This window comes from Gillisia sp. Hel_I_29 (assembly GCF_000744275.1).
Lineage (GTDB): Bacteria > Bacteroidota > Bacteroidia > Flavobacteriales > Flavobacteriaceae > Gillisia.
In genome coordinates this window covers 825,003-841,545 of sequence record NZ_JQLP01000005.1, presented here as the reverse complement: position 1 = coordinate 841,545, position 16,543 = coordinate 825,003, and the positions used below count along the sequence as shown (strand labels likewise).

Annotated in this window: 17 protein-coding genes; 15 read left to right on the top strand and 2 right to left on the bottom strand. The window is 35.0% G+C overall.

From position 1 onward, the window contains the following. Positions 1–11: 11 nt before the first annotated feature. The 9 genes from P163_RS08860 (at position 12) to P163_RS08820 (ending at position 8,237) form a co-directional block, all read left to right on the top strand. Positions 12–758, top strand: a complete 747-nt coding sequence (locus P163_RS08860; protein WP_034889770.1) for an electron transfer flavoprotein subunit beta/FixA family protein — start codon at positions 12–14, stop codon at positions 756–758. An 83-nt stretch (positions 759–841) separates the two neighbouring features. Beyond that, positions 842–1,810, top strand: coding sequence for an electron transfer flavoprotein subunit alpha/FixB family protein (locus P163_RS08855; protein WP_034889767.1), 969 nt, complete (start codon positions 842–844; stop codon positions 1,808–1,810). 86 nt (positions 1,811–1,896) lie between these two features. Further along, positions 1,897–2,517, top strand: a complete 621-nt coding sequence (locus P163_RS08850; protein WP_034889764.1) for a bifunctional nuclease family protein — start codon at positions 1,897–1,899, stop codon at positions 2,515–2,517. 10 nt (positions 2,518–2,527) lie between these two features. After that, positions 2,528–4,234 carry a NupC/NupG family nucleoside CNT transporter gene (locus P163_RS08845; RefSeq protein WP_034894164.1) on the top strand — a complete coding sequence of 569 codons (1,707 nt, stop codon included), beginning with the start codon at positions 2,528–2,530 and terminating at the stop codon, positions 4,232–4,234. 141 nt (positions 4,235–4,375) lie between these two features. After that, the gene (locus P163_RS08840; protein ID WP_034889762.1) at positions 4,376–5,200 is read left to right on the top strand and encodes a thymidylate synthase; all 825 of its coding nucleotides are present in this window, start codon (positions 4,376–4,378) and stop codon (positions 5,198–5,200) included. Between the two features lie 66 nt (positions 5,201–5,266). Beyond that, positions 5,267–5,680, top strand: a complete 414-nt coding sequence (locus P163_RS08835; protein WP_034889759.1) for an energy transducer TonB — start codon at positions 5,267–5,269, stop codon at positions 5,678–5,680. 124 nt (positions 5,681–5,804) lie between these two features. Then, positions 5,805–6,971 carry an ergothioneine biosynthesis protein EgtB gene (egtB, locus tag P163_RS08830; RefSeq protein ID WP_034889756.1) on the top strand — a complete coding sequence of 389 codons (1,167 nt, stop codon included), beginning with the start codon at positions 5,805–5,807 and terminating at the stop codon, positions 6,969–6,971. Positions 6,972–6,985: 14 nt separating this feature from the next. After that, positions 6,986–7,954 carry an L-histidine N(alpha)-methyltransferase gene (locus tag P163_RS08825; RefSeq protein ID WP_034889754.1) on the top strand — a complete coding sequence of 323 codons (969 nt, stop codon included), beginning with the start codon at positions 6,986–6,988 and terminating at the stop codon, positions 7,952–7,954. Position 7,955: 1 nt separating this feature from the next. Then, positions 7,956–8,237 carry a DUF427 domain-containing protein gene (locus tag P163_RS08820; RefSeq protein ID WP_034894161.1) on the top strand — a complete coding sequence of 94 codons (282 nt, stop codon included), beginning with the start codon at positions 7,956–7,958 and terminating at the stop codon, positions 8,235–8,237. A 9-nt stretch (positions 8,238–8,246) separates the two neighbouring features. On the opposite strand, the gene P163_RS08815 is transcribed toward P163_RS08820, so the two are convergent. After that, on the bottom strand, positions 8,247–9,335 hold the full coding sequence (locus tag P163_RS08815; protein WP_034889751.1) for an aminotransferase class V-fold PLP-dependent enzyme: 1,089 nt from the start codon (positions 9,333–9,335) through the stop codon (positions 8,247–8,249). 38 nt (positions 9,336–9,373) lie between these two features. Between P163_RS08815 and P163_RS08810 the strand changes: the two genes are divergently transcribed. The 6 genes from P163_RS08810 (at position 9,374) to P163_RS08785 (ending at position 15,178) form a co-directional block, all read left to right on the top strand. Further along, the gene (locus tag P163_RS08810; protein WP_316930069.1) at positions 9,374–9,847 is read left to right on the top strand and encodes a 2TM domain-containing protein; all 474 of its coding nucleotides are present in this window, start codon (positions 9,374–9,376) and stop codon (positions 9,845–9,847) included. Positions 9,848–9,849: 2 nt separating this feature from the next. Further along, positions 9,850–10,332 (top strand): dihydrofolate reductase, encoded by a 483-nt coding sequence (locus tag P163_RS08805; protein WP_034889745.1) that lies wholly within the window; start codon positions 9,850–9,852, stop codon positions 10,330–10,332. After that, positions 10,319–11,185, top strand: coding sequence for a fructosamine kinase family protein (locus tag P163_RS08800; protein WP_034889743.1), 867 nt, complete (start codon positions 10,319–10,321; stop codon positions 11,183–11,185). The genes P163_RS08805 and P163_RS08800 overlap by 14 nt, the downstream gene beginning before the upstream one ends. A 97-nt stretch (positions 11,186–11,282) precedes the next feature. Beyond that, the gene (locus P163_RS08795; RefSeq protein ID WP_034889740.1) at positions 11,283–11,783 is read left to right on the top strand and encodes a pyridoxamine 5'-phosphate oxidase family protein; all 501 of its coding nucleotides are present in this window, start codon (positions 11,283–11,285) and stop codon (positions 11,781–11,783) included. 95 nt (positions 11,784–11,878) lie between these two features. Further along, entirely contained in the window at positions 11,879–12,760 is an 882-nt protein-coding gene (gene fabD, locus P163_RS08790) for an ACP S-malonyltransferase (protein ID WP_034889737.1), read from the top strand. Positions 12,761–12,805: 45 nt separating this feature from the next. Next, the gene (locus P163_RS08785; RefSeq protein ID WP_034889734.1) at positions 12,806–15,178 is read left to right on the top strand and encodes a hypothetical protein; all 2,373 of its coding nucleotides are present in this window, start codon (positions 12,806–12,808) and stop codon (positions 15,176–15,178) included. Positions 15,179–15,249: 71 nt separating this feature from the next. Here the strand turns inward: P163_RS08785 and P163_RS08780 are convergent, their stop codons facing one another. Continuing rightward, a complete protein-coding gene (locus P163_RS08780) occupies positions 15,250–16,533 on the bottom strand; it encodes a metal-dependent hydrolase family protein (RefSeq protein ID WP_034889732.1) in 1,284 nt (427 codons plus the stop codon). Between the last annotated feature and the right edge of the window lie 10 nt (positions 16,534–16,543).

The following is a 16,543-nucleotide window of genomic DNA, read 5'->3' as shown; positions in this document are numbered from 1 at the left end:
AGAGTATATAGATGAAAATATTAGTGTGTATTAGTCACGTACCGGACACTACTTCAAAGATCAATTTTACAGATAATGATACCCAGTTTGATACTAACGGGGTTCAGTTTGTGATAAATCCTAATGATGAATTTGGTCTAACCCGTGCTATGTGGTTTAAAGAAAAGCAAGGCGCAAGTGTAGATGTAGTAAATGTGGGAGGTGCAGAAACAGAACCTACATTAAGAAAAGCATTAGCAATTGGAGCAGATAATGCTATTAGAGTAAATACTCCTGCTACAGATGGATTTCAGGTTGCAAAACAACTTGCCAACGTAGCGAAAGAAGGTGGATATGATTTAATAATTGCCGGAAGAGAATCTATTGATTATAATGGAGGAATGGTACCAGGAATGTTAGCAGCTTTGCTTAGCGCAAATTTTGTAAACACATGTATAGGTATTGAAATTGAAGGAACTGAAGCTAAAGCCATTCGTGAGATTGACGGTGGTAAAGAAAGTGTTACTACTTCTCTACCTTTAGTAATTGGTGGACAAAAAGGATTGGTAGAAGAGAGCGATCTTAGAATACCAAACATGAGAGGGATTATGCAAGCGCGTAAAAAACCTCTTAATGTAGTAGCTCCGGTAGAGGTAGTTGCTCAAACAGAGGCTGAAAAGTTTGAAAAACCAGCACCTAAGGGAGCTGTGAAATTGATCGATCCAGACAATTTAGATGAATTGATCAACCTATTGCACAATGAAGCAAAAGTGATCTAATTATTGTCTTTTCAAATCGAGAAATCGATTTAATGATAATGCATAATCAGAATTCATTTATTCAATAACAAAAAATTAAAGACATGTCAGTTTTAGTATATATAGAATCCGAAGACGGAAAATTTAAAAAAGCATCTTTTGAGGTAGCTTCTTACGCTAGAGAAGTTGCACAAATGTTGCAAACTACTGTTACCGCAGTGACTTTTAATACAGAAGACACTTCAGAACTTGGAACTTATGGAGTAGATAAAGTTTTAAAAGTAAATAATGATAAATTATCAAACTTTAATGCTGAAGCTTATGCAGATGTTCTAACACAAGCTGCAAAGAAAGAAGAAACTAAAGTGGTGGTACTTAGCCAAAGTGCTAATAGCAAATATTTAGCACCACTTTTAGCAGTACACTTAAATGCTGGGTATGCTTCCAATGTTGTTGCATTACCAGAAAGCCAAAGTCCATTTGTTGTTAAAAGAACAGCATTTACTAACAAGGCATTCAATTTCACAAAAATTGATACAGATGTTAAGATCATAGGGCTTTCTAAGAATGCTTTTGGTCTAAAAGAAAATCAAGCTTCTGCAACTGCAGAAGATTTTGATGCAACACTTACAGCAGAAGATTTTTCTGTTAAGGTTACCAATGTAGATAAAGCCAAAAATACCGTAACTATTGCAGATGCAGAAATTGTTGTTTCTGGCGGTAGAGGACTTAAAGGACCTGAAAACTGGGGTATGATAGAAGAATTAGCAGATACTCTTGGAGCAGCTACCGCTTGTTCCAAACCTGTAAGCGATATGGGATGGAGACCTCATAGCGAGCACGTAGGGCAAACTGGTAAACCTGTAGCTTCTAACCTATACATTGCTATTGGTATCTCTGGAGCTATCCAACACTTAGCAGGAATCAACTCATCTAAAACTAAAGTCGTTATAAATAATGACCCGGAAGCACCTTTCTTTAAAGCTGCAGATTACGGAGTAGTAGGAGATGCGTTTGAGATTATACCAAAGCTTAATGAAAAACTAAAAGAATTTAAAGCGAAAAACGCATAATTTTTTTAACTTGCACCCCTTAAAAGGGCTGTCTAAATATGGTAACATTGTCCTTATTTTAGACAGCCCTTTTCAATTATTGCTATATGAGCTTAGTACGCCTTAACATAAAAGGAATATCTTATAGTCAAACCCAAAATGGAGCTTACGCACTAATACTTAGTGAAGTTGATGGGGAAAGAAAACTACCAATTGTTATTGGAGCTTTCGAGGCACAATCTATTGCCATTGCTCTAGAGAAAGAGATAAAACCACCTAGACCCCTTACCCACGATCTTTTTAAAAACTTCTGTGAACGATTCAACATCATCGTGAAACAGGTAATTATTCACAAACTCGTAGATGGAGTATTTTATTCTAGTCTTATTTGTGAACGCGATAAGATAGAAGAGATCATAGATGCCAGAACTAGCGATGCTATTGCACTTGCCTTGAGGTTTGATGCTCCAATTTTTACTTATAAGAATATTTTAGATAAAGCCGGGATCTTCCTTAAAGGAGAAACTGGCACCATGACACCTCCTACCGGAAGAGAAAGCATGACTATGGATGTAGATGATATACATGCAGAGGAAATGGAAACTCCGGGACCCAATTATAAAAACATGTCATTAGACGAACTCGAAACGTTACTCTCTCAAGCAGTTAAGAATGAAGACTACGAAAAAGCTGCGCGTTTAAGAGATGAAATTTCAAAACGCAAATAAGCATTTGTTTATGAAGAATTACTGGTATTGCCTGTTCTTTATTTTATTCGGAATAGTTACGGCCCATTCCCAAAGCATTTCTAAAAATTGGAGCTATCAGTCCGCACAAGACACCAGCATCATCCAAAATAATTTTTCAGACAGAGACAAATTGGTTTTAGACGAAGGTCAGTTTGAGATCAGAACAAATCAAGAAGATTCTGTAAAAGCCAAAGGAGATTATCTCTATCAGAACAATTTATTGGTTTTCTTTTACAGCGCACCAAAAGATACCATTAGAAACTTTCGAATTTCTGAACTTACAGATTCTTCACTTGTAATTCTAGATAATAATAGCACCTACACTTTCAAAGAATCTCCTCAAACAATTTCTGAGGTTATTCCGGTAGCCACAGAAAAAACCATGATCCCAAGTACTGGTATTTCTTTTTCCAGTATATGGCGCGGAGTGCTTGGAATGTTCGTATTACTACTAATAGCTTATTTATTCAGCAGCGCTAGAAAAGCTATAAGCTGGAAAACTGTAGGAATAGGACTTGGTGCTCAATTATTATTGGCAATTGGTGTATTAAAGATAGGTTTTGTTCAAAGGATCTTTGAATTTGTTGGAAACATTTTTGTACTCATTTTGGACTTTACCCGAGCAGGAAGTGAATTCTTATTAGGAGGAATGATGGATGTGGACAGTTTTGGATTCATATTTTTATTCCAAGTATTACCTACAATTATCTTCTTCTCTGCACTTACATCAGTATTATTCTATTTAGGAGTAATTCAATTGGTAGTAAAAGGTTTAGCTAAGGTTCTAACCAAACTAATGGGAATTTCTGGAGCAGAAAGTTTAAGTGTAGCCGGAAATATCTTTTTAGGACAAACAGAAGCACCATTAATGATCAAAGCCTATTTAGAAAGAATGAATCGTTCTGAAATATTACTGGTAATGATTGGTGGTATGGCAACCGTAGCAGGTGGTGTATTAGCTGCCTATATAGGTTTTCTGGGAGGAGACGATCCAGAATTAAGACTTCAGTTTGCAAAACACTTATTAGCAGCCTCTGTAATGGCAGCTCCAGGTGCTATTGTAATCTCTAAAATACTATATCCGCAACAGGAACCGGTAAATACCAATGTTGAGATCTCTTCAGAAAAGATTGGATCTAATATACTAGATGCAATAGCAAATGGTACTACAGAAGGATTAAAATTGGCCGCCAATGTTGCCGCTATGCTTCTTGTATTTATCGCGTTTATAGCCATGATAAACTATATTTTGGGATACTTTGGTTCTCTCACTCACCTAAACTCACTTTTGGCTACCTATACACCTTACACTAAATTCTCTTTAGAATCTATATTAGGAACTGTATTTGCGCCTTTAATGTGGTTAATTGGTGTGGCTAAAGAAGATATGATGCTAATGGGGCAATTATTAGGTATAAAGCTAGCTGCTAGTGAATTTGTTGGATATATTCAGCTTGCAGATCTTAAGAATCCTGCAAATGCATTAAGCCTTAACTATGAGAAATCTGTGATTATGGCTACCTATATGCTCTGTGGATTTGCCAACTTTGCTTCTATAGGAATTCAAATTGGAGGTATTGGTTCTTTAGCTCCCGGCAAGAGGAAAACCCTTTCAGAATTTGGACTTAAAGCACTAATTGGTGGTACCATAGCCTCTTTACTTTCTGCCACATTAGCTGGAATGATTATAGGTTAAACAGCAATTCCTATATTAAAATTATGTAGTTAATAACTATTAATAATTGGTAGAACCTCAAAGTTTTATCCTACTCTTCTATTCCATATTTTAGCTATTCTTACAATACCATTTCTATTATAAAAGGACTATATTAAAGCTATGAAACAATATCACGACCTTATAAAACATATTCTGGATAACGGGGTACAAAAAGGAGATCGCACAGGTACAGGCACCAAAAGCGTTTTTGGATACCAAATGAGATTTGACCTTAGCGAAGGATTCCCAATGGTAACTACCAAAAAGCTTCATTTAAAGTCTATAGTATATGAGCTATTGTGGTTTCTAAACGGAGATACCAATGTAAAATATCTTCAAGATAACGGGGTAAGGATCTGGAATGAATGGGCTGATGAAAATGGTGATCTTGGTCCTGTATATGGATACCAATGGAGAAATTGGAATGGAGAAGATATAGACCAGATTAAAGAAATAGTTGAGACTTTAAAGAAAAACCCAAATAGTAGAAGAATGTTAGTTTCTGCTTGGAATCCATCTGTAATGCCTGATACTTCAAAAACTTTTTCTGAAAATGTAGCCAATGGAAAAGCTGCTTTACCACCATGTCATGCTTTTTTCCAATTCTATGTTGCAGATGGAAAGTTGTCTTGTCAACTTTATCAGCGCAGTGCAGATGTATTTCTTGGCGTACCTTTTAATATAGCCTCCTATGCCCTATTTACCATGTTGATGGCTCAGGTATGTGGTTATGAACCCGGAGATTTCATACATACCTTTGGAGATGCACATATCTATAACAATCATTTTGAACAAGTAGAATTGCAGTTATCTAGAGATCTTCGTAAATTACCTCAAATTAAAATAAATCCTGAGGTAAAAGATATCTTCAGTTTTAAATTTGAAGATTTCAGTCTTGAAAATTACGATCCGCACCCGCATATAAAAGGAAAAGTAGCGGTATAATAATTGTATTAGACCTACCTTAACGCCTTACAACCCAAATTTAAGGCACTAAAATCTACGTAAATCATGGAAAAAGTAATTTCATTTGTTGTTTTGTTTTTTGTAGCAAGCATTTCTTTTGCACAAGAAGGAGTAAAAGTTTCTGGTAATTCTGTTTCAACTACAGAAATTGCGCCCGTATGGCCTGGTTGCGAAAATAGCAAAGACACAAAAGCTTGTTTTAATAAGATGTTAGGACAACACGTACGCGAAAATTATAAATATCCTAAGAATAGCAAAGGAGAATTCCTTAGAGGGAAGGCAATAATTTCTATGGTCATCAATAAAGAAGGAATGGTTGAAGTTACTTCTATTGAGGGAAAGGACGCTAAAATAAATGCTGCTGCTAAAGAAATGATCATGAAGATGCCTAAAATGAAGCCAGGTAGTTTAGCCGGAAAACCTACTCCTATCGAATATACCATTCCCCTTAACTTTTAGGTATTTAAAATCGGTTAACATTGAATTAAGAGGGAGTTATTTTTTAACTCCTCCTTAACTCATGTATATTTCTGTCATTTCTAAATTATTGTAACTTTGAGTAGTAGCCTCTATTACTACTTATATGATCTCAAAAAACGAATTACTTAACTTATTTTCAAATACAAGAAAAGATACAGAGCAAATATGTTCTTTTCTAGAAACAGAAGATTACGTGGTGCAACCCGTAGTAGATGTTTCTCCGCCTAAATGGCATCTAGGCCATACTACCTGGTTCTTCGAAGAATTTGTTCTTAAGGAATTCTATAAGGATTATGTGCTTTTTGACGATCACACTGCATTTGTATTCAACAGTTATTATGAAAGCGTTGGTGAGAAAGTGGTTAGAACAGATAGAGGTAATCTTTCTAGACCCACAGTTGCTTGGATCTATTCTTACAGAAAGCATGTGACTGATGCAATGATGAAGCTTTTTGAATATACTTCCAATTTTTCTAAAAAAATGCTAGAAGTGATAGAGATTGGTTGTCATCATGAAAAACAACACCAGGAGTTACTCCTTACGGATATTAAATACATATTAGGAAATAACCCCTTACTCCCCCATTACAATCTAACATTTAAAGAAAATCCCATCCAGAAATATGATACTGAGTGGATAACAGTACCTGCCGGTATCTATGAAATAGGGCATGATACTGATTCTTTTTGTTATGATAATGAACTTGGGAGACATAAAGTGTACCTTCAGGATTACGAAATAGCAAATAAGTTAGTTACCAATAAAGAGTATCTTGAATTTATTAAAGCCGGAGGTTACAAGGATGTATTATTATGGCATGCTGAAGGATGGGAATGGGTAAATACCAATAACATTAAAGCTCCTGCGTACTGGCACCACATAGATGGTAAATGGCAACAATACACCCTTCAAGGTTTAGAAAATTTAAAATTGGAAGCTCCCGTTACTCACATCTCCTATTTTGAAGCATTTGCATACTCTCAATGGAAAGGTATGAGACTGCCCACAGAATTTGAATGGGAAATTGCTCAAAAGAATTTTGATTGGGGAAGCAGATGGGAATGGACAGAAAGTGCATATAGCCCCTACCCTAATTATACGAAAGCTCCTGGGGCACTTGGAGAGTACAATGGGAAGTTCATGGTGAATCAAAAAGTACTTCGAGGGGGATCCGTTGCAACCTCTAAAGATCATACCAGAGCCACTTACAGAAACTTTTTCCAAACCCATTTAAGATGGCAATTCACAGGATTAAGGTTGGCTAGATAATTTTACAACTAAAGATGAAAGAAAATATAAAGACCACTTTTTCTTCAGCATTTGAAGAGGATGTACATATAGGGCTAACTACCTATCCCAAATATTTATTGTCAAAGTATATATATGATAAAAAGGGCGATAAGTTGTTTCAAGATATCATGAACTTACCAGAATATTATTTAACCAATTGTGAATTCAATATCCTAAAAGATCATACTTCAGAAATTACAGAAATATTTAAGAGCGATAATGGTTTTGATCTAATTGAGCTGGGGGCAGGTGATGGTAAAAAGACGAAACTTCTGCTTAAAGAATTAGTAGCTCAAAAAATACACTTTAATTATCTGCCAATAGATATAAGCGAGAATGTACTTCTAGAACTGGAAGATTCTCTTAAAAAGGAGATCCCAGAAGTTCAGGTAAAGATTCAGCAAGGAACCTATTTCAAAACATTAGAAAAACTATCAGATTATAATACCCGAAAAAAGGTGATTCTGGTGTTGGGTTCAAATATTGGTAACCTTCTACATACAGATGCTATAGATTTTCTAAAACATATTCAAATTGCAATGAGTGATGAGGATATGCTTTTTATGGGATTTGATCAAAAGAAAGACCCGGAAATCATACTGGAAGCCTATAACGATAAAACTGGGGTAACCGCTGCCTTCAACAAAAATTTGCTAGCACGAATTAATTCAGAGCTTGGAGGTAATTTTAACTTAGAAACCTTTTCTCACTGGGAAACTTATGATCCGGAGTCTGGCACTGCAAAAAGCTTTTTGGTAAGTAGAGAAGAGCAAAATGTAAGTATAGAAAGTCTGGGGATAGATATTCATTTTGATGCGTGGGAAACAATTCATACAGAGATATCACAAAAATATGATGATGCTGTTGTAGAGTGGCTTGCGGAAGAAGCAGGTTTAAAAGTAACTCACTCCTTTGTTGACGAAAAAAAATATTATAAGAACTACATTTTTAAAAAACAATAATATGAAGGCTATCTGGAACAACACCGTAATTGCTGAAAGTAATGACACTAAGATCGTAGAGAACAACCACTATTTCCCAAAAGAATCTATAAAGTCTGAATTCTTTAATAACAGTGACACTACCTCACGCTGCCCATGGAAAGGAGTTGCCTCTTATTATAATGTAACTGTAGGAGATAAAATAAACAAGGATGCCGCCTGGTACTACCCCAATACAAGTCATGCTGCAAAACCTATAGAAAATTATGTTGCATTCTGGAAAGAGATAAAGGTTACTGAGTAAATAATTTAATTACTTATTAAGGAACTTTTTAAGCAACAGCACTAAATTTTCTATCTCTTCTGAAGTATTGAAATAATGGAAACTCAATCTAATTCCTTTTCCCCTTTGCGCACAAATTACATTATTACTTCTAAGATAATTAAATAGCTTGTCATCGCCTTTTATATTAAAGATCGAAGAGTGAGTATCTCTATTAACAACATCTTCTTGTAAAAGGCCTAATGATGCGAATTCATTTTTAGCCTGTTTGCTAAGTTCTGATATATTACTTTGAACTTTTTCCATTCCAACCTCAGTTAATAACTCTAAAGCAACTTTTAAACTTCCAAAATTTAGAGTGTCTTGATGGCCTGGTTCAAACTTTCCTATAAGATTTCCTTCTGCTTCTTTATATTTTCCTTTAACCGAATTAAAGCCTAAGGATCTAGGCGCTATTTTCCCTTGTACATTTTCGTTAAAAAGAACAAAGCCATTTCCATAACCTGCGTTTAACCATTTATAAGAACTACATAGTAGAACATCTATTCCAGAATCATCAAAATTGAAATCTTCGGTACCACAAAATTGAGTGCCGTCTGCAACAAAGATGATGTCTGGATACTTTTCCTTTAGTGTTTTTAAAAATGAGATAGAAAGTTTTATACCACTAATGTACTGAATGATACTAAAGGCGAAGACATCTGGCTTTTGATCATTTATAGCAGCTTCAATAGTAGCTTCTAAATTTTCATTTAAATCTGCATAACATACTTTAAAATCTCTAGAAGTTACAGCCCAATTAATAGATGGATAGTCTCCTTCCAGCAAAAGAACTTTTTTAGACTTGTCTATACTTTCCATAAGAGTATTAAATCCGAAAGAAAAATTAGGAACCAAAGCTACTCTATGAGGTTCACATTTAAAGAATTTGCCCACACTCTCTCGAACTTGAGAAATTAACTTGCCTTGTTTATCTTTAAGGATACTCCCGGAAATCAAAAAATCAAGATCATGATCTTGTCTAAACTCCAATACTTTTTCAGACAAGAGTCCGGATGCAGCAGTATTAAAATAAATATATTGAGCTAGAACCGGGAAGGGTTTTCTTAAATTCTTCATAAGCGCTTTAACATTGGTTTAAAAACCTTTAAATTTGAATGAATACTAATGTAATTCTAAATATGTTCTCTAAAAAGAAAAACCCAGGTAAACTAGATTCCGAGCAACGTGAGTTGTATGAGAATGCTAGATTAAGAGCAAGACAAAAGAAAAGACTTTTTCAACATTTTGTAATATTTCTGGTGGGAGCCGTACTCTTAATAGTAGTGAATGTTGTTATTGGATATAGAGAAGACTTTATGCCATTGGGCTATAATTGGTTTGTATGGGCAATTTTGCTATGGACATTCTTTTTCTTAATCCACGTAATTAATGTATTTGTTACAAGCGCATTTATGGGTAAAGAATGGGAACAAAGACAACTAGAGAAGTTGGTGAAAAAGCAAAAGGATAGAATTGCAGAATTACAGCAACAAGTAGATAGAGAGTATCCGCTTACACCTAAAGATAGTTATAGCACTACCTCTGTTACCCGAGATAACACTACTTCAAATCCATATAATCAGAAATAATTATGCTTACAATAATTGCAGCTGCAGGAGAGAATAATGCATTAGGAAAAGAGAATGATCTTGTATGGCATTTACCAGATGATTTTAAAAGGTTTAAAGAACTTACCTCCGGGCATCATATAATTATGGGCAGAAAAACATTTGAATCTTTTCCAAAACCTTTACCTAAAAGAACACATCTTGTAATTACAAGAAAAGATAATTATAAGAAAGAAGGTATTATTGTAGTTCACTCCATAGAGCGAGCAATAGAATTTTCTAAGGAAGACCCACAGACTTTTATAATTGGCGGTGGAGAGATTTATAAAATGGGCTTGGAACTGGCAGATAGAATAGAACTTACCAGAGTTCATGGAACTTTTGAAGCCGATACTTTTTTTCCTGAGATTGATGAAAGCAAGTGGAATCTTGTATCTGAAGTATTTCACGATAAAGATGAAAAGCATGATTATGCATTTACTTATCTAACCTATGACAGGAAGTAATGATATTAAAGAGCTCATTGAAAAAGCTTCAAGTGAGATCAATTTTGATCTGCAATCTTTTTCTGCTTTAACCGGTGGCGATATTAATGAAGTTTATCTGCTAACCTCCGCTAGCAATGAAAAGTTGGTAATTAAGATCAACAACGCCAACAAATTTCCGGGGATGTTCGCGGCAGAAATGTCTGGATTAAATGCGCTAGCTGCTCCAAATTGCATAGATATTCCTAAAGCCTTATATACTGGTGAATATAAGCATCACGCCTATTTATTACTAGAACATAAAAGAGCCAGTGCCCCAAATGAGGATTTTTGGGAGGTGTTTGGAAATCAATTAGCGAAGCTACATCAAGCTACTTCAGAGAATTTTGGTTTTAAAGAAGATAATTACATCGCAAATCTCCGTCAATATAATACCTGGAATTCATCAGCTTCAGAATTTTATATCTCGCAAAGATTAGAGCCGCAGCTTCAACTGGCAAAAGATAATGGCTATCTGAATGATTCCTATAAAAAATTTTTCAAGAATATTTCAAATTTAATTCCTAATGAAGCTCCGGCATTATCACATGGAGATCTATGGAATGGCAATTTTATTATAAATGAACATGGCAAACCTTGTTTAATAGATCCTGCTGTGAGTTTTGCACCCAGAGAACTAGATCTGGCATTAATGCATATGTTTGGTGGATTTAATGAGAGACTATTTGAAAGTTACCACCTACAATTCCCTATTATAGATGGATTTAAGGAGCGCCTTGAGATCTGGCAACTATACTATCTTTTAGTACATCTCAATATATTTGGACTTGGCTATAAAACTCGCGTTGAACAAATTCTAATGAAATTTAACTGATTTCACATTTCTTAACATGCCGCAGTTATCTTTTGGCATTTTGTTAGCGCTTTGTCATAAAGCTTTAAGGTAATTTAGTTGAAAATCAAAAAAAGTTATGAGCACAAAAAATCTTACAAGCCAAGATGCGCTTGACAAAATGATGAAATTGGTAAATGATATAGATTTCTGTATGATGCTTACAGACCTTAAAACAACCCCTATTAGCGCCATACCAATGTCTACCAAAAAGGTAGATGAAAATGGTGATATATGGTTCTTAAGCGGAATGAATAGTGACCACAATACTAATATCGTTAAAGATTCAAAAGTACAGCTACTATATAGCAAGCCATCAGATATGGAGTTTATTAGCATTTTTGGACATGCGAGTATCGTTACAGATAAATCCATCTTAAAAGATCTTTATGGAAAAACAGATGATGCGTGGTTTGACGGTGTAGATGATCCAAATCTTACAGCTATCAAATTTGATCCGAATGAAGCATATTATTGGGATACAAAACAAAATAAATATATAAGCTTATTTAAAATGGGAGTTGCAGCGCTTACCGGAGATAAAGCAGATGTTGGAGAAAAAGGAAAGTTGAACGTTTAATTTTTTGTTTTAACATTTAAAAAGACCTCATAAGGAATAATTCTTGTGAGGTCTTTTTTATTATTTCTATTTTAGCTGAATTAAAATTAAATAAAATGAACGCTTACATATTTCCCGGTCAAGGGGCACAATTCTCAGGAATGGGATTAGATCTTTACGAAAAATCTCATGACGCGCAAGCTTTGTTTGAAAAAGCCAATGATATTTTAGGCTTTTCAATTACAGACATCATGTTTGAAGGTTCTGCTGAAGATCTAAAACAAACCAAAGTAACTCAACCTGCAATTTTTTTACACTCTGTGATTCTTAGTACCATCATGGGAGATAGCTTTAAGCCAGATATGGTTGCAGGACACTCCTTAGGAGAAATTTCTGCACTGGTAGCAAATAAGACTCTAGAGTTTGAAGCTGCACTAAGGCTAGTTTCAAAAAGGGCTATGGCAATGCAACATGCCTGCGAGTTGGAACCATCTACAATGGCTGCGGTTTTGGGTCTGGAAGATGAATTAGTGGAAGCAGTTTGCGCACAAGTAGAGGGCACTGTAGTTGCCGCGAATTATAACTGCCCGGGTCAACTTGTAATTTCTGGAGCCACAAGTGCAGTAGAAAAAGCATGTGAGCTTTTAAAGGAGCGTGGCGCTAAGAGGGCATTATTATTACCTGTAGGTGGAGCATTTCATTCCCCATTGATGGAACCAGCTAGAAAAGAATTGGCCGAAGCTATAGAGTCTACTTTATTTAGTGAACCTATCTGCCCAATTTATCAGAATGTGAGCACTACAGCGGTAACAGATCCTGCAGAGATCAAAAAGAACTTGGTATTTCAATTAACAGCTCCGGTTAAATGGACCCAGTCTGTACAAAACATGATCGCAGATGGTGCTACAAATTTCACAGAAGTTGGACCAGGAAAAGTATTACAAGGATTAGTAAAAAAAATAAACAGAAGTTCTGAAGTCTCTTCAGCTAGTATTTAAACCCCCACCTTTTAGGCCCTACTCTAGAAGATAATTTAATTAAGAATGAAAAACTTATTGGTAATTATTATCTCGTGCCTAATTGCACTCAATAGCAACGCTCAAAACAGATCCTCTGAACTAGAAAGTTTTGAAAATAACTACACCAGTTATTTTAAACTCAACAGAGAATCTGTTTTTTTACATTTAAATAAGACCTCTTTCCTTAAAAAAGAGAATTTATGGCTTTCTGCCTATGTGTACAATGCCACATTAAATTCTCCTCATGCGGAAACTATGAATCTCAACTTAGAGATTTTTAAGGATTCTGGAGAATTTGTAGCATCTAAAACAGTTCTAATTGCTCAAGGCAAAGGCTCTGTCTTTATAGATCTTTCTAATAAGAACTATACCGCAGGAAGGTATTTTATCAAGGCTTCCACAAAGTATATGGAAAATTTCAAAGAAGATCTGTCTTACGTACAGGCTTTCGAAATTTTAGGCGATTCCGCAGATCCAAATACTCTCAAGGATATAAGTTTTGATCTGCAGGTGCTTCCGGAAGGTGGCCATATTCTTGCTGATGTTCGAAATAATATCGGTATAAAGTTAATTGACTCCAATGGGAGTTCTACATTCTTTTATGATGGCAAGCTATTAAATGGATCTGGGGAAGTTCTACTTACTTTTAAATCTAATCAATTCGGACTTTCTAAATTTAATTTCTTACCTACTACCAAGGAGAGCTATAGTATAGAGGTTACAACAGAAAATGGTAAGAAAATAAAAAAGCCATTACCAAATATAGATGTTACCGGATTTAATATTGCTGGTAATAATTTAAATGATCAAATAATTTTTAAAGTTAATACCAATGCTAGTTCTGAAGAATTAGTAAAAGATAAAACCTTCTTCGCAGCTATTCATCAAAATGGGAACGTCAAAGACTTTGCCTTTCAATTTCCAAAAGACAAATTAGAAGTAACCATGAATGTGAGTAAAGATTCTCTTTACCCGGGAATTAATACGGTTACTATTTTTGATGAAGATTTTAATCCAATTTTGGAGCGCTTATTCTTTAATAGAAATAATATAGGTAGAAAACGAGTTAAAGCAAGTGTATCTAGCTCCATTACAGACTCTATTAGAATAGATCTTAAAGCGGTAACCGCTATAAATAGCAACTCTTTAAGTGTATCTGTTCTTCCTGCAGCTACAAAAGCTTATAAACCCAGACACAATATTCTCTCTGCATTCTATTTAAAACCTTACCTATCTGGTAATTTGGAAAATGGAGCTTATTATTTCTCTGATACCAATGAGAGAAAAGTAGATTATGATCTGGATATTTTAATGCTTACTCAAGGTTGGAGCAAATATAGCTGGAAAGATATTGCAAACTCTAGCACTCCTAAATTAGTAGCGCACGAAAAAGGGTTTACCATAGATGGTAAAGTCTCTGATAGAAATGAAAAGAAAGAAAATACAGTTTTTATAAAATCTGAAGAAACTGGATTATTCGAAATGGTAGAAATAAAAGAGGACAATACGTTCCAACTTCAAAATGTATATGTTCAAGATAGTTCCTCACTATCTTATGGATTGATGAATGATAGAAATAGTAAGATCTCTAAACCTGCTATTTATGCAACAATATCACCTAATAAAACACGATCTGAGCTTAAGGATGCCTATAGTAGTCGCCATGTAAAAGTTACTGACAATTCTAACGTTAATTTTAATGATTTTTTAGGAGATACAGAAAGTCTTGATACCATACAGTTAGTTGGAGAAAATAAAAAGACCGACAAATATCGTAATGATCTAAAAGTGATAAAGCCAGAGGTAACAATTACTGAAGAGTTAGCCCGTAGATATTTATTTATTACAGATTATATTGGAGCTAACGGATTTAGAGTTTTACAAGGTGGTTATGGGAATTTAGTTATTGAAAATAGAACTCCCTCATCACTAGACGAAGGCAGACCACCTATCCCACAAATTTTCTTTAACGGAATGCGATTGGGTGCAGATACTTCTCCACTTGTATATCTTAAAACTTCTGAAGTAGAATCTATTATTATTAGCAAAAATGGTCTTGGTTATGGAATGAATGGTAATAATGGTGTTATTGAGATCACGACCCGCAAAGGAAGAGGTATTGGAATCTCTTCAAGAGAAACAATTAAAGAGATCATAAATGGAAATGGATTTACTACAGATAAAGAATTCTATGCTCCAAAATATACCTCTTATACAAGTGACGCCTTTAAGCATTATGGGGTTATCGACTGGATTTCTAATATTAATTTAAAACAAAATGGCACGGCTAGTTTTAAAGTTCTTAATACGTTACAACAAGAACTATCCCTATTTATTGAAGGAATTACTACAGATGGAAGTTTAATTTCTGAAGAAATAATAATTAAAACGAATTAGAATTTTTAATAGAATATAAAAAAAGCCCTCATCAAATGATGAGGGCTTTTCTTTTAATGTGTATTTATAATCTAAAGATTTTTATAGGTCTTGCCGTCTTTCATTACAAACCGTACATTTTCCAACGTCTTTATATTTTGAGTAGGATCTTCCTGTACGGCTATAATATCAGCATAAAATCCAGGCGCTATTTGCCCAGAGCTATTTTCAATATTTAAGATCTTTGCAGGGGTAATCGTAGCACTTTGTATTGCTTCCATTGCCGGCATTCCTGCCTCTACCATATAACTAAATTCTCTTGCATTCTCTCCATGCGGATACACTCCTGCATCTGTTCCAAAGGCGATCATCACTCCTTTTTTATAGGCTTTAGAAAATGTATTCTGAATCTTTGGTCCTATTTCTAAGGCTTTAGGGACTACAATAGCAGGATAGTAATTTTTGTTCTTTGCATTCTCTGTTACTTCTTTTCCTGCTGTAATTGTTGGTACTAAATAAGCTTTATATTGTTTCATCACTTCCATGGTTTCTTCACTCATTAAAGTACCATGTTCAATAGTAAGAACACCACCTTTTACAGCTCTTTGCATCCCATCATCTCCATGTGCATGAGCTGCAACATGAAAACCATAATCTTTAGCAGTTTCTGTAATTGCCTTTATCTCTTCTAAAGTAAACTGAGGATTAGAACTACTTTTCGCCACACTAAGAACCCCTCCAGTTGCAGTTATTTTAATAAGGTCTGCGCCATTTTTATAACGTTGCCTAACCGCTTTTCTAGCATCATCTACATTATTCACCACACCTTCTTTAGGTCCCGGATCTCCCATAAGATCTCTGCTTCTACCATTGGTAGGGTCTGCATGACCTCCAGTAGAGGCTAATGATTTACCGGCAGTAAAAATTCTTGGACCAGAGATCTCCTTTTTATTAATAGCATTTCTTAAAGCTATATTTACACCGCTTCCTCCTAGATCTCTTACCGAAGTAAACCCCGCTAAAAGCGTACTTTTAGCAAAACCTACAGATCTAAATGCCACATCTGGCTCATTACTTGTAAATTCTTCCAGATATTCAGTTGGATTGGATTGCCCTTCCAGATGTACGTGCATATCTGTAAGTCCGGGAAGAACTGTCATGGTTCTAAGGTCTATTAAACTATCTGCCTCTGTAGCTGGTGCTACAAATCCATTTTCAATACTTTTTATAGTATTTCCAGAAACTATTATGGTCTTTTCATTGAGAACTTTTCCATTTTTAGTATCTATAAGTTTACCACTTTGAATATAGATATCCTGAGCGTTAATTACTCCGGAGCATGCTATTCCAATGCAAAACAATAATAGTTTCTTCATATTTAAAAAT

Excerpts from the sequence above, each read along its gene's own strand:
- P163_RS08860 (WP_034889770.1), top strand. The coding sequence starts at position 12 with ATGAAAATATTAGTGTGTATTAGTCACGTACCGGACACTACTTCAAAG.
- P163_RS08855 (WP_034889767.1), top strand. The coding sequence starts at position 842 with ATGTCAGTTTTAGTATATATAGAATCCGAAGACGGAAAATTTAAAAAA.
- P163_RS08850 (WP_034889764.1), top strand. The coding sequence starts at position 1,897 with ATGAGCTTAGTACGCCTTAACATAAAAGGAATATCTTATAGTCAAACC.
- P163_RS08845 (WP_034894164.1), top strand. The coding sequence starts at position 2,528 with ATGAAGAATTACTGGTATTGCCTGTTCTTTATTTTATTCGGAATAGTT.
- P163_RS08840 (WP_034889762.1), top strand. The coding sequence starts at position 4,376 with ATGAAACAATATCACGACCTTATAAAACATATTCTGGATAACGGGGTA.
- P163_RS08835 (WP_034889759.1), top strand. The coding sequence starts at position 5,267 with ATGGAAAAAGTAATTTCATTTGTTGTTTTGTTTTTTGTAGCAAGCATT.
- egtB (WP_034889756.1), top strand. The coding sequence starts at position 5,805 with ATGATCTCAAAAAACGAATTACTTAACTTATTTTCAAATACAAGAAAA.
- P163_RS08825 (WP_034889754.1), top strand. The coding sequence starts at position 6,986 with ATGAAAGAAAATATAAAGACCACTTTTTCTTCAGCATTTGAAGAGGAT.
- P163_RS08820 (WP_034894161.1), top strand. The coding sequence starts at position 7,956 with ATGAAGGCTATCTGGAACAACACCGTAATTGCTGAAAGTAATGACACT.
- P163_RS08815 (WP_034889751.1), bottom strand. The coding sequence starts at position 9,335 with ATGAAGAATTTAAGAAAACCCTTCCCGGTTCTAGCTCAATATATTTAT.
- P163_RS08810 (WP_316930069.1), top strand. The coding sequence starts at position 9,374 with ATGAATACTAATGTAATTCTAAATATGTTCTCTAAAAAGAAAAACCCA.
- P163_RS08805 (WP_034889745.1), top strand. The coding sequence starts at position 9,850 with ATGCTTACAATAATTGCAGCTGCAGGAGAGAATAATGCATTAGGAAAA.
- P163_RS08800 (WP_034889743.1), top strand. The coding sequence starts at position 10,319 with ATGACAGGAAGTAATGATATTAAAGAGCTCATTGAAAAAGCTTCAAGT.
- P163_RS08795 (WP_034889740.1), top strand. The coding sequence starts at position 11,283 with ATGAGCACAAAAAATCTTACAAGCCAAGATGCGCTTGACAAAATGATG.
- fabD (WP_034889737.1), top strand. The coding sequence starts at position 11,879 with ATGAACGCTTACATATTTCCCGGTCAAGGGGCACAATTCTCAGGAATG.
- P163_RS08785 (WP_034889734.1), top strand. The coding sequence starts at position 12,806 with ATGAAAAACTTATTGGTAATTATTATCTCGTGCCTAATTGCACTCAAT.
- P163_RS08780 (WP_034889732.1), bottom strand. The coding sequence starts at position 16,533 with ATGAAGAAACTATTATTGTTTTGCATTGGAATAGCATGCTCCGGAGTA.